This is a genomic window from Pseudogemmobacter hezensis (assembly GCF_013155295.1).
Classification (GTDB): Bacteria; Pseudomonadota; Alphaproteobacteria; order Rhodobacterales; family Rhodobacteraceae; genus Pseudogemmobacter; species Pseudogemmobacter hezensis.
This window is the reverse complement of the sequence record NZ_JABJXT010000018.1, coordinates 43,405-55,864: the sequence shown is the minus strand read 5'-3', so window position 1 is coordinate 55,864 and position 12,460 is coordinate 43,405. Positions and strand designations below refer to the sequence as shown.

Below are 12,460 nucleotides of genomic sequence, written 5' to 3'. Positions count from 1 at the left end.
CATGACAAAGCCCGCCACCGCCCAAAGCCTGTTGCGCCAGGAGATCCGCCTCGCGCTGCATCCGGCGCTGAAAGGCTCAGGCTTTCGGGATATGGGCCAGGGGCAATGGCTGCGTGATGAAAGCGATCCGCCTGGCATTCAGACCCTCTCGCTGACCGATCGCGTCGGCACGGGCCATTACTGCCTGCTTTTGACCGTGAAGGGCGACGGTGCAGCCCCCTCTGGCGGGCACCAGGATTTCACGCTCTTTTATGCACCGCTTGCCCCCTTCCCCGATCATGCGCTGTGGCTGCAGACGCTGCTTGACTGGCCCGCGCGGCGCGGGCTGCCGCTTTGGCTGTGCCGGGGTTTTTGGCTTGTCACGCTGCCTTTACAGCTGGTGGCGATGGTTTTGGGGCTGCTTTTGGCGCTGCCCCTGCAACTGCAGGGTGCAAAATGGCTGACCTCGGCAGAGGCCCTGAGCGGGGCGCGTCAGAAAACGCTGGTAAAACGGGCAATCCGCGCCCTGCAGCGCCAGTTTCCGCCGAAATGAATATGAAATTTCTGTATACCATCGCATACCATCTTACGCCCCTCCCGGATTGGCGCTAAAAGGCCCCCAGGCGAAACCCAGGTCAGAAAGGGCGTAACATGACCAGGATCAAGGTGGCCAACCCGGTTGTAGAGCTGGACGGAGATGAGATGACCCGGATCATCTGGGATTTCATCAAGCAAAAGCTGATCCTTCCCTATCTCGATATCGATCTGAAATATTACGATCTCGGCATTGAAGAGCGTGACCGCACCAATGACCAGATCACGGTCGATGCAGCCCATGCGATCCAGAAATACGGTGTCGGCGTCAAATGCGCGACCATCACCCCCGATGAGCAGCGGGTCGAGGAATTCGGCCTGAAAAAAATGTGGAAGTCGCCCAATGGCACCATCCGCAACATCCTGGGCGGCGTGATCTTCCGCGAGCCGATCATCTGCAAAAACGTGCCGCGCCTGGTGCCTGGCTGGACGCGGCCCATCGTGGTTGGCCGCCATGCCTTTGGCGATCAGTATAAGGCGACCGATTTCCGCTTCCCCGGCCCCGGCAAAATCACCATGAAATTCGTGGGCGAGGATGGCACCACCCAGGAATATGACGTCTTTGACGCGCCCGCAGCGGGTGTGGCAATGGGGATGTATAACCTCGACCAGTCGATCATCGACTTTGCGCGGTCCTCGTTCAATTACGGGCTGATCAAGGGCTGGCCGGTCTATCTTTCGACCAAGAACACCATCCTCAAGGCCTATGACGGGCGCTTCAAGGATCTGTTTGCCCAGGTCTATGCCGAGGAATTTGAAGAGAAATTCAAGGCAAAAGGCATCCATTACGAGCACCGTCTGATCGACGACATGGTGGCCTCGGCGCTGAAATGGTCGGGCGGCTATATCTGGGCCTGCAAGAACTATGACGGCGACGTGCAGTCGGATACTGTGGCGCAGGGCTTTGGCTCGCTGGGGCTGATGACCTCGATCCTGCTGACGCCCGACGGCCAGACCGTCGAGGCCGAGGCGGCGCATGGCACCGTCACCCGCCACTACCGCCAGCACCAGGCCGGAAAGCAGACCTCGACCAATTCCATCGCCTCGATCTTTGCCTGGACCGGCGGGCTGAAGCACCGCGCGAAGCTGGACGGCAACGCGCAGCTGACCCGTTTCGCCGAGACGCTGGAAAAGGTCTGTGTGCAGACGGTCGAGGATGGGTTCATGACCAAGGATCTGGCGCTGCTGGTCGGCCCCGATCAGAAATGGCTGACCACGATTGGCTATCTGGAAAAGGTTGACCAATATCTGAACAAGGCGCTGGCGGGCTGAGCCTGACCGGCCTTTCAAAGAGAGGTGGCAGAGATGCCGCCTCTCCCTATGGGTCACAAGGCTTGTTCTGGCGCCCATGAGATCGAATCGCTGAAGCATATGCGCGAGGGGGTGCGCCTGTCCGATCAGGGTATCAGCAGCTCAGCCATACCGATCAGAACCGCCCCCCCCTCGCTGCTGCACCGGCCCTTGCCGCGCCGAAATTACGCTTGCCGGGCGCGTCATTCGGCCGAAGATTACGCCCGCATTCTCCGCCGTTCCGCGCGAGCCGCTCATGCACTTTTTTTGCCAGGCGCCGGAATTGTCGGCAAGGCGTGATGAAACCACCTGACCATCACCGAAAGAACCTTGCGCCAGGACGGCGCCGGGGCTACCCGGGCATCATGTCAGACACCACCTCTCATTCCCTTGTCGATGATGCCCAGGGCCTGATTTTCGGCACGCTGATGTGTGCGCTTGGGCTGCAGTTCCTGACCCATTCCGGGCTGATCACCGGGCAGACGGCGGGGCTGGCGCTGGTGATCTCTTATGCGACGGGCTGGGGCTTTGGCGCGGTGTTTTTCGTGGTGAACCTGCCGTTTTACTGGTTCGGCTATCGCCGTCTCGGGCTGCGGTTTACCATCAAAAGCCTGATCTCGGTGGCGCTGCTGTCCGCCTTCGCGCAAATCCTGCCGCATTACCTGAGCTTCCAGACCCTGCACCCGCTGCTGGCGGGCATCCTTTTCGGCTTTGTCACCGGGGCGGGGTTGCTTGCGCTGTTCCGCCATGGATCAAGCCTTGGGGGCATCGGGATTGTCGCGCTGATGATCCAGGATCGCAGCGGCTTTCGGGCGGGCTGGACGCAGATGATCTTTGACCTCGTGCTGTTCACAGTCGCGCTGATCTGGATTGCGCCCGACCGGGTTCTCTGGTCCCTGCCCGGCGTGGTGATCCTGAACCTGGTGCTGGCGATCAATCACCGCCGCGACCGCTATATCGCCATCTGAGCCATTCCCCCCGCGCAAATCCGCCCTGCGCAAAGCGCAATGGACCCGCGCCCGATCAGGGCGCAATATAAGGTCATGCAAGCTGACCTATCACCAGAGCGCCACTATACCAGGTTCGAGGATGTCCAGGGCATCCTGATCGCCTCGGCGCAGGCCGCCCTGGGGATACATCTCTTGCGGGCGGCGGGCCTTGTCACGGGCGGCACCGCAGGCACGGCACTGATCCTGTCTTATGTGTTTCACTGGAATTTCTCGGCCACGTTCTTTTTGATGAACCTGCCCTTTTTCGCCATCGCCTGGATCACCCGTGGCCCGGTCTTTTGCGCAAAAAGCGTGGCCACGGTCACACTTGTCTCGGTTATGACCGAGGCGCTGAAGCCGATTTTGCAGATCGGTTCCATCCATCCCGGCGCAGCGGCGGTGCTGTTCGGCATCTCGGCCGGGGTTGGCCTGCTGGGGCTGTTTCGCCATTCGGGCAGCCTTGGCGGGGTGTCGATTCTGGCGCTGATCATCCAGGACAGAACCGGATTTCGCGCCGGATGGACGCAGCTGATCCATGATCTGCTGCTTTTCGCCGCCGCGCTGACGCTTTTGCCTTTTGCGCTGGTTGCCTGGTCTTTGCTGGGGGCGGCCATTCTGAATGCGGTGATCACCTTTAATCACCGTCGTGACTGGTATGTGGTGACCTGACCTAGCCATTTGCGCAAAACGGGTGTATGCGCGGCACCGCAGCAAACAGGACACCCATATGGACCTTCGCAACATCGCGATCATCGCCCACGTTGACCACGGCAAGACAACCCTCGTCGACGAACTTTTGAAACAGTCGGGCACGTACCGCGAAGGCCAGGCCACGACCGAACGCGTGATGGACAGCAATGACATCGAGCGCGAGCGCGGCATCACCATTCTCGCCAAGGCCACCTCGGTCGAGTGGAACGGCCTGCGCATCAATATCGTCGACACCCCCGGCCACGCCGATTTCGGCGGCGAGGTTGAGCGGATCCTCAGCATGGTGGACGGTGTGGTCCTGCTGGTGGACGCCGCCGAAGGCCCGATGCCGCAGACCAAATTCGTGACCTCGAAAGCGCTGGCGCTTGGCCTGCGTCCCATCGTGGTGCTGAACAAGGTCGACAAGGCCGATGCCGAACCCGAGCGCGCGCTGAACGAGGTTTTCGACCTTTTCGCCAATCTGGGTGCAAGCGACGAACAGCTTGATTTCCCGCATCTTTATGCCTCGGGCCGCGCTGGCTGGGCCGATACCTCGCTGGATGGTCCGCGCAAGGATCTGAGCGCTTTGTTCGAGCTGGTCGTGAAGCATGTGCCCGCGCCCAAACAAATGGCAAAGGCCGCCGAGCCCTTCTCGATGCTGGCGACCACCCTTTCCGCCGACCCCTTCCTTGGCCGTCTGCTGACGGGCCGTGTCGAATCGGGCACCATCCAGGCCGGCGCCTCGCTGAAGGCCCTGACCCGCGACGGCGAGCGGATCGAGCAGTTCCGCGTCACCAAGATCCTCGCGTTCCGCGGCATCGCCCAGACCCCGATTGATGAGGCCGTCGCAGGCGATATCGTGACGCTGGCGGGCATGACCAAGGCCACCGTGGCCGACACGCTTTGCGACCTGTCGATCGACACCGCGATCCCCGCGCAGCCGATCGACCCGCCGACCATCACCGTCACCTTCGGCATCAATGATTCGCCGCTGGCCGGCAAAGACGGCACCAAGGTGCAAAGCCGCGTCATCCGTGACCGCCTGATGAAAGAGGCCGAGCAAAACGTCGCCATCAAAATCGCCGACACCCCCGGCGGCGACGCCTTTGAGGTCTCGGGCCGTGGCGAACTTCAGATGGGCGTTCTGATCGAGAACATGCGCCGCGAAGGGTTCGAGCTGTCGATCTCGCGCCCGCGCGTGATCTTCAAAGAAGAGAACGGCGTCCGTATGGAGCCGGTCGAGGAAGTCATCGTCGATGTGGATGATGAATATTCCGGCGTCGTGATTGAGAAGCTGACCGGCGAGCGCAAGGGCGATCTGGTCGAGATGAAACCGGCAGGCGTCGGCAAGACCCGGATCATCGCGCATGTGCCTTCGCGCGGGCTGATCGGCTATCAGGGCCAGTTCCTGACCGACACCCGTGGCTCGGGCGTGCTGAACCGCATCTTCCACGGCTGGGTGCCGCATAAGGGCCCGATCCAGGGCCGTCGCCAGGGCGTGCTGATCTCGATGGAGAACGGCGTCTCGGTGGCTTACGCGCTGTGGAAACTGGAAGACCGCGGCCACTTCTTCATCGGCGCGCAGGAAGCCGTCTACCAGGGCATGATCCTGGGCGAGCACAACCGCGACAATGATCTTGAGATCAACCCGCTGAAGGGCAAACAGCTGACCAACGTCCGCGCCTCGGGCACCGACGAGGCCGTGCGCCTGACCACTCCGGTCCGCATGAGCCTGGAAGAGAGCATCGCCTATATCCAGGACGATGAGCTGGTAGAGGTGACGCCGAAGATCATCCGCATCCGCAAGCGCTATCTCGACCCCCATGAGCGCAAGCGCATGAGCCGCAACGACTGATAAAAGAACGGCGCCCCAAGGGGCGCCGTTTTCATATGCAGAGGCTGATTTCTGTCACGCCCGCCGTTCGTGACCCGCCACCTCTAGCCCGCCGCCTGTAGCCCCCCCGGCTGTAACCATCCGGCTGTAACCTTCCGTCCGGAACCATCCGTCTCCGCCTGCGCGTGGTCTGCGACTGACGCCTGCGACGGAAAGGGCCTGCGACGGAAAACCTGCGACGGAGGGGGCCTGCAACTGAGGCCCGGCGGCTGTGGCCCGCATGGGGGCCGCATGGGGCCTGCGACCAGACCTCAGCCCGCCCCGCCTGCCGCCCCACTGCCCCGGCGCATCGCCTCCAGCAGCGCTGCCATATCTGCGGGCAGCTCTGAGGTGAACTCTAGCCGCTCGCCCGTCACCGGATGGGTAAAGCCCAGGCTTGCGGCATGCAGCGCCTGACGCGGGAAATCGGCTGCCGCCTGGGCCGCCTCGCCCAGGATCTTCTCTGACAGCTTGCGCCGCCCGCCATAGGTCGGATCGCCGATCAGCCCATGCCCCGCCCAGGCCATATGCACCCGGATCTGATGGGTGCGCCCGGTTTCCAGCCAGCAGTCGATCAGCGCGGCCTGACCGTGGAAGCCTTCAACCACATGGGCGCGGGTGACGGCGTGGCGGCCCTCGGGCGGCCAGGTCACCGCCTGCTTCTGACGGTCGGTGCGGTGGCGGGCCAAGTTGGTGGCGACGCGGATCACGCCGCCTGCCTCAAAGCTGATGCCGCGGGTGCCGCGCAGGCGCGGATCCGATCCCTCGGGCACACCGTTGCAGATCGCCAGATAGTGGCGGGTGACGCTATGGGCCTCAAACTGTGCGGCAAGGCCGTGGTGGGCACGATCCGATTTCGCCGCCACGATCAGGCCTGAGGTTTCCTTGTCGATCCGGTGCACGATGCCCGGACGCCGCTCGCCGCCGATGCCGGAAATCCTATCGCCGCAATAATGCAAAAGCGCGTTGACCAGCGTGCCCGAGGGCGTGCCGGGTGCCGGATGCACCACCATGCCCGCAGGCTTGTCGATCACGATCAGATCATCATCCTCCCAGACGATGGTCAGGGGGATATCCTCGGGCAGCGTCTCAACCGCCACCGCCGGGCCAAGCGCGATCTGCCAGACCTCGCCCGGTGCGGTCTTTGCCTTTTGGTCGGTGACCACCACACCACCGCGCGAGACCGCCCCCGCCTCGATCAGTTTCGCCAGCCGCGAGCGTGAAAGCGCCGCTTCCTCTGGCACTGCCGCGCTCAGCGCCTTATCAAGGCGCGATGCGGCATCATCGCCCAGAGTGACCTCCAGCACCGCGCCATTCCGGTCATCGGCCAGAATGTCATCGGCCTGGATGTCATCATCGTCAGAATAGGAAGAGGTCATGGCTGAGGCTCCGGTTGAAAACGGCGAAGAGGTTGCGCTGCCGCCCTCGCTGCGCTTTCTGAAGGCGTTGGTGATCATTCTGATGCTTTGCATGATCGCGGGTGTCATAGCGGTGAGCCTGATGCTTGTCACCCGTTTGCGCATACCCCCGGGCGATGAGGCAGCACCTGGGCCCGCCGCAGCGCTGCCCCAGAGCCTGAGCCTGCCCGCAGGCGAGACCCCGGCCAGCGTCATTCCCGGCCGCGACTGGATCGGCGTGGTGACCGACAGCGACCGCATCCTGATCTTCAATAAAGATGGCAGCCTGCGCCAGGAGATTGCAATCGCCCCCGCGCCCTGAGCGGGTCGCCCCCATCGCGGGGCCAGCGAAAGCCTCAGCCTGGCAGAGAGACCGGCATCGCCGCCGGGCCGCCGCTTTGGGTGCCGCGCTCGCGGTAGGGGGTGGTGTTGTAATGCGCCCGGTAGCATTTCGAGAAATGCGAGGGGCTGGCAAAACCGCAGGCCAGCGCCACATTGATCACCGACATATCGGTCTGCATCAAGAGGTTACGCGCCTTGGACAGCCGCAGCTCCATATAATAGCGCTTGGGGCTGCGGTTCAGATAGCGGCGGAAAAGCCGCTCCAGCTGGCGGGTCGACATCCCCACCCGCTCGGCCAGATCGGCGGGGGAAAGCGGGTCTTCGATGCTGCCCTCCATCATCTGGATGACAAGGCTCAGTTTCGGATGGCGCACCCCGATCCGGGTCGGGATCGACAGGCGCTGCGTATCCTGATCGGTGCGGATGGTGGAATAGATCAGCTGATCGGCCACGGTATTGGCAAGCGTTTCGCCATGATCGGCCGCGATCACCTTCAGCATCAGATCCAGCGAGGATGTGCCCCCGGCCGTGGTCCAGCGGTTGCCATCCATCACAAAGACCGATTTGGTCAGCCGCACCTCTTCAAATTCCTCGACGAATCCATCCTGGTTCTCCCAGTGGATGGTCGCCTTTTTGCCGTCCAGCAGCCCCGCTTTGGCCAGCGCCCATGACCCCGTGCAAAGCCCGCCAATGGTCACACCGCGCCGCGCCTCACGCCGGAGCCAGGACAGCACGGCTTTCGTGGTCGAGCGCTGCACGTCAATGCCGCCGCAGACCAGAATCACATCATCGCGGCCGATCTCTTCCAGCCCGATATCCAGCTTGAAGGCCGTGTCATTCGAGCAGGTGGCCGAGACCCCGCCCTCGCCCGCCAGCACCCAATCGTAGATCTTGCGACCGGCGACCCGATTGGCGATCCGCAATGGCTCGATCGCCGAGGCAAAAGCCAGAAGCGTGAAGCGTTCCAGCAGCAAAAAGACAAAGCGCCGCCTGCCGCCGCTGCGCCCGGCCTGAGCGCCGCCGGTGCTGCTGCTTGCAGCTGCCGCTTTCTGGCCAGAGCCAGAGGTGCCAGGGCCAGGGGCGGCAGAACCTGCCCCACCCGTGCCTGCCCCACCCGTGCCCGCCCTGCCCGTTCCTGCCCTGCCTGCGAGTGCACGAACAGGGCTTTGACCGGCCAGGCGAAGGGTGTCTCCAGCGGGTGTTTGCACCTTGCTTGCGGGGCTGGGCATCTGCTCGACCTTTGCTCATTGCGCGACAGGATATGTCGTTAACGGATGATGGAAGCCGAAATTTCACACTTGTGCAAGAGAGGGCAAGCGGCTGTCTCGCGTCCATCCCATACAACCCTGCATTGCTGCAATGCAGCGCCAGCACCTTGCCGCCGCAGCGCCATGACGTCATGATTGGGCCGTCATGATCAGGGCCGATGACAGGCGGTCAGGAAATGGCCGCGATGAACCACGACAGGAGCCGAAATGACCGCCCCGATCACCCTTTATTACTGGCCCACCCCGAACGGCCATAAGATCTCTGTCGCGCTGGAAGAGCTGGACCTGCCCTATGAGGTTTCGCTGGTCGATATCGGTCGCGGCGCGCAGTTCGAGCCCGCCTTCCTGCAGATTGCCCCCAACAACCGCATCCCCGCGCTGACCGACCGCGACGGCCCCGATGGTCAGCCCGTCTCACTCTTCGAATCCGGGGCGATCCTGCAGTATCTGGCCCGCAAGACCGGGCGGCTTTACGGCGAGGGCGCGCGCGGGCAGATCGAGGTCGAGCAATGGCTGATGTGGCAGATGGGCGGGGTTGGCCCGATGGCGGGCCAGGCGAACCACTTCCTGCGCTATGCGCCCGAGATGGATCCGCCGCAGATCCTGCCCTATGCCCAGGACCGCTATCGCCGCGAGGTGGGGCGGCTTTACGGGGTGCTTGACCGCAGGCTGGCAGATCGGCCTTTCGTGGCGGGCGAGGCACTCAGCATTGCCGATATTGCGATCTGGGCCTGGGCGCGGGCCTGGAAAAAGCAACAGCAGGATATTTCCGACAAGCCGCATTTCTCGGCCTGGCTGGATCGGCTGTCCGCCCGCCCGGCCTTTATCAAAGGCGTGGCCCTTGCCGCCGAGGCCCGCCAGGCAAAGCTGGACAAGACCGCTATCGAAAACCTCTACAAAAGGTAATCAGCCCTGCAGGATGACCGGGGGCGATAGCTGTCTCTGAACAGCCACCGCCCCCGGTCTTTCAGCAGGTTTCAGCCCTGGCTGTCTTTGGCCTTGTCCTGGGCGTGATTCTGGGCCTCATCATCCCTGGCCTCGGGCTCGATCATAAAGCGGCCCAGCATGCTGATCTGCACCATCAGGAAGGCAAACAGCACCGCCGGGAAGACGAAGGTCTCCAGCGTTACCCAGGTCGCATCCGACATATTGCGCCAGATCAGCTCATTGGCGATGGCCAGCAGCACGAAGACCACCAAAAGGCGGCGCGTCAGGATCATCCAGCCCTCTTGCTGCATCGGCAGCGCCGCGCCCAGCACCCATTGCAGCCAGCTTTGGCCGCGCAACAGCCCGATCCCCAGCAAAAGCGCGAAACTGCCATAGACCAGCGTCGTTTTCATCTTGAAGAAGCTGGCATCATTGAACCATGCGGTCAGGCCGCCGAAAAACACCGCGACAACCCCGGTGAAGATCTGCATGCGTGACAGCTCGCCCGTCAGCACCCAGAGGGTGGCGATAGAGGCCAGCAGGATCGGCAAAAAGACAATCGTTGCAATGATGAAGCCGGAATAATCCGTGCCAAAGACCACAAAATTGCGATCCTTGATCAGCATGTAAATCGCAAAGAACAGGATTGCCGGGCCCAGCTCCAGCGCCTGTTTCAGCACGGGATTGATCGTTTTTGCAGTCATCATCTCTTCCGTTCATTCTTCTGCCAAAGGCATGCCGCGCCCGGGCCGCGGTGGCAAGACCTATAGGCAAGACCTGAGGCAGGCCAGGACGCGGCTTAGCTGCGATCCCCGCGCCGCCACTCGATCACAAAACGGGTATCGTCGAAGATCGGCGCGGCTTCTTTGACATTTGCGGGCGGGCCAGTCAGGGCAAACCGCGCCAGCCTGACCGGGCCAAAGCCGCTGCCCGAGCGGAAATTCACCAAAAGCTTGCCACGCGCATTGGGCAGGTCAGACAAAAACGCCGCCAGCGCCGCACCGGATGCGGGCGGGAAAGCCGCGTCCGGCAGGTTGTTGATCTCGCCACGCAAGGCCAGCTTTTTGTCAGTGATGTTTTTGGTCGCGGCGTTCGGATCAGAACCGCCCTGCGCCTCGGGCATCACGCCAAAGATCATGGGCAAAAGGCCGGTCTCAGCCAGGGCGAAGGTCTTCAGCTCAAGATCCATATCGGTGATCGCAAAGCCCACCTGCGACATCTGCGCGGCCCCGGGCGTCGAGAGATCGACATTCTTCACCCCCGCCGCCAGCCGCAGGATCGACATCTCAGACGAGGCCAGATCAAGCCGAGCAATCTGCAGCGTCTTTGCCGCCGCGTTCCAGCTGGTGCTGAGATCCAGGCGCAGCGGGCCCAGCCGCGACTGCGCCTGCTGCAAAGCCGCTGCGCGGGCGTCATTGTCGCGGGGGATCAGCCGCAGGCCCTCGGCGCTTAGCATCAGGTCGCTGCCGGGCAAAGTGCCCTCGCCATTCCAGGCCAGAATGCTGCCCGCGACGGTGATCCGCGCCGCTTCAAAAGTTGGATCCTTCGGATAGCCGCCGTCGATCCTGATATCACGATAGCTGCAGCTGGCGCCGCTTTGCCCGTCGTAAACCGCGCGCAGCGTGGCGCCGTTGCGTTTCAGCTCGGCGCTCAGATCCCGCAGCGCTTTTTCGCAACGCTGAGCCGAGACCTCCTGCGCCATGGCATTGCCCGCAGGCAGGATCATCGCTGCTGCGGCCATCGTCAGACAGAAACGGGGCACTCTGAAAAACATCACATCACTACCGCTGCGGGGCCACAAAGGGCCGGGTTTACATAAGGGCCGCGCTCATTCTTCCAGTCCGACCAGGGCGCGGGCGAAATCATCGGGGTCGAAGGGCGCAAGATCGTCGATCTGCTCGCCCACCCCGATCGCATGGATCGGCAGGCCGAATTTATCGGCCAGCGCCACCAGCACGCCGCCCTTGGCGGTGCCATCCAGCTTGGTCATCACCAGCCCCGAGACATCGGCAATCTTGCGGAAAATATCGACCTGGGTCACCGCATTCTGCCCGGTCGTCGCATCCAGCACCAAAAGCGTGTTATGCGGCGCGGTCTCATCTTTCTTCTTCAGGACGCGGACGATCTTGGCCAGCTCTTCCATCAGATCCTGGCGGTTTTGCAGCCGCCCGGCGGTGTCGATCATCAGAAGATCCGCGCCCTCGGCCTGGGCTTTCGTCAGCGCGTCATAGGCAAGGCTTGCCGGGTCAGAGCCCTCGGGCGCGGTCAGAACCGGCACGCCCGCCCGCTCGCCCCAGACCTTCAGCTGATCGACGGCTGCAGCGCGGAAAGTATCGCCTGCCGCAATCACCACCTTCTTGCCCGCCGCGCGGAACTGGCTGGCCAGCTTGCCGATGGTGGTCGTCTTGCCAGAGCCATTCACGCCCACCACCAGCACAACCTGCGGCAGTTTCGCATAAAGCGGCAGCGGCTTTGCCACCGGGGTCATGATCCGCGCAACCTCTTTGGCCAGCGCCTCTTTCAGCTCGCGGGTCGAGACTTTGCGACCAAAGCGCCCCTCGGCGATATTGGCAGTGACGCGCACGGCGGTATCGACGCCGAGATCGGCCTGGATCAGCAATTCCTCGAGGCTTTCGAGCATCTGATCGTCCAACACCCGGCGCGGCTCTGCCGTATCCGAACGCCCGAAAAGCCGCCCCAGCAGGCCAGGCTTTGCCGCCCCCGCATTTGTCGCCCCTGCATCTGCAGAGGTATCTGCAGCCACAGCGGGTGCCGCAACTTTCGGCGCGGGAACCGGGGCCGGCTCTGTAGCGCCGGGGGCGACGGCCGCCTGCGTGCTTGCGCGGCTGCCGGTTGGTTGTGGCGCGGGGCTCAGGTCTTCGCGCTTATCGCCCGCAATCTCAGATGCAGCTGCCTGGCCAGCGCCCGACTGATCACCCGACTGATCAACAGCCAGATCATCTGCCAGCTCATGCTCTGATCCCTCCTGGACCAGCGCATCCAGCCCCTCACCGATCTTGTCGGAAGAGCGGAACAGCCGATCCTTGAGTTTGCGAAACAACGACATGGCGCGACCTTTTTTCTTTGCTCATTTTACCTGGTCATTTTGAC

General features: G+C 62.9%; 12 protein-coding genes. 7 read left to right on the top strand and 5 right to left on the bottom strand.

Annotation, left to right across the window (positions count from 1 at the left end; genetic code table 11):
* The first annotated feature begins 1 nt into the window (after position 1).
* The 5 genes from HOY34_RS17115 to typA all read left to right on the top strand — a co-directional run bounded on the left by HOY34_RS17115 (position 2) and on the right by typA (position 5,397).
* Positions 2-532 (top strand): hypothetical protein, encoded by a 531-nt coding sequence (locus HOY34_RS17115; RefSeq protein WP_172365063.1) that lies wholly within the window; start codon positions 2-4, stop codon positions 530-532.
* Between the two features lie 98 nt (positions 533-630).
* Positions 631-1,845 (top strand): NADP-dependent isocitrate dehydrogenase, encoded by a 1,215-nt coding sequence (locus tag HOY34_RS17110; RefSeq protein ID WP_172365061.1) that lies wholly within the window; start codon positions 631-633, stop codon positions 1,843-1,845.
* A gap of 383 nt (positions 1,846-2,228) precedes the next feature.
* Entirely contained in the window at positions 2,229-2,831 is a 603-nt protein-coding gene (locus tag HOY34_RS17105; RefSeq protein ID WP_172365059.1) for a YitT family protein, read from the top strand.
* Positions 2,832-2,906: 75 nt separating this feature from the next.
* Positions 2,907-3,521, top strand: coding sequence for a YitT family protein (locus HOY34_RS17100; protein ID WP_172365057.1), 615 nt, complete (start codon positions 2,907-2,909; stop codon positions 3,519-3,521).
* Between the two features lie 58 nt (positions 3,522-3,579).
* Positions 3,580-5,397: a translational GTPase TypA gene (gene typA, locus HOY34_RS17095; protein WP_172365055.1), complete on the top strand. Its 1,818-nt coding sequence runs from the start codon at positions 3,580-3,582 to the stop codon at positions 5,395-5,397.
* Positions 5,398-5,687: 290 nt separating this feature from the next.
* On the opposite strand, the gene HOY34_RS17090 is transcribed toward typA, so the two are convergent.
* Positions 5,688-6,794, bottom strand: a complete 1,107-nt coding sequence (locus HOY34_RS17090) for an RluA family pseudouridine synthase (RefSeq protein ID WP_172365053.1) — start codon at positions 6,792-6,794, stop codon at positions 5,688-5,690.
* Here HOY34_RS17090 and HOY34_RS17085 point away from each other — a divergent pair.
* Positions 6,793-7,134, top strand: coding sequence for a DUF6476 family protein (locus HOY34_RS17085; protein WP_172365051.1), 342 nt, complete (start codon positions 6,793-6,795; stop codon positions 7,132-7,134). The genes HOY34_RS17090 and HOY34_RS17085 overlap by 2 nt on opposite strands.
* Before the next feature lie 34 nt (positions 7,135-7,168).
* Here the strand turns inward: HOY34_RS17085 and HOY34_RS17080 are convergent, their stop codons facing one another.
* On the bottom strand, positions 7,169-8,383 hold the full coding sequence (locus tag HOY34_RS17080; RefSeq protein ID WP_253944521.1) for a GlxA family transcriptional regulator: 1,215 nt from the start codon (positions 8,381-8,383) through the stop codon (positions 7,169-7,171).
* Positions 8,384-8,629: 246 nt separating this feature from the next.
* Here HOY34_RS17080 and HOY34_RS17075 point away from each other — a divergent pair, with 246 nt between their 5' ends.
* The gene (locus HOY34_RS17075) at positions 8,630-9,328 is read left to right on the top strand and encodes a glutathione S-transferase N-terminal domain-containing protein (RefSeq protein WP_172365050.1); all 699 of its coding nucleotides are present in this window, start codon (positions 8,630-8,632) and stop codon (positions 9,326-9,328) included.
* Positions 9,329-9,399: 71 nt separating this feature from the next.
* On the opposite strand, the gene HOY34_RS17070 is transcribed toward HOY34_RS17075, so the two are convergent.
* The 3 genes from HOY34_RS17070 to ftsY form a co-directional block, all read right to left on the bottom strand.
* Positions 9,400-10,053, bottom strand: a complete 654-nt coding sequence (locus HOY34_RS17070) for an inner membrane-spanning protein YciB (RefSeq protein ID WP_172365134.1) — start codon at positions 10,051-10,053, stop codon at positions 9,400-9,402.
* Positions 10,054-10,148: 95 nt separating this feature from the next.
* The gene (locus tag HOY34_RS17065) at positions 10,149-11,111 is read right to left on the bottom strand and encodes a hypothetical protein (RefSeq protein WP_172365048.1); all 963 of its coding nucleotides are present in this window, start codon (positions 11,109-11,111) and stop codon (positions 10,149-10,151) included.
* Between the two features lie 66 nt (positions 11,112-11,177).
* On the bottom strand, positions 11,178-12,416 hold the full coding sequence (gene ftsY, locus HOY34_RS17060) for a signal recognition particle-docking protein FtsY (protein WP_172365046.1): 1,239 nt from the start codon (positions 12,414-12,416) through the stop codon (positions 11,178-11,180).
* Positions 12,417-12,460 lie beyond the last annotated feature (44 nt).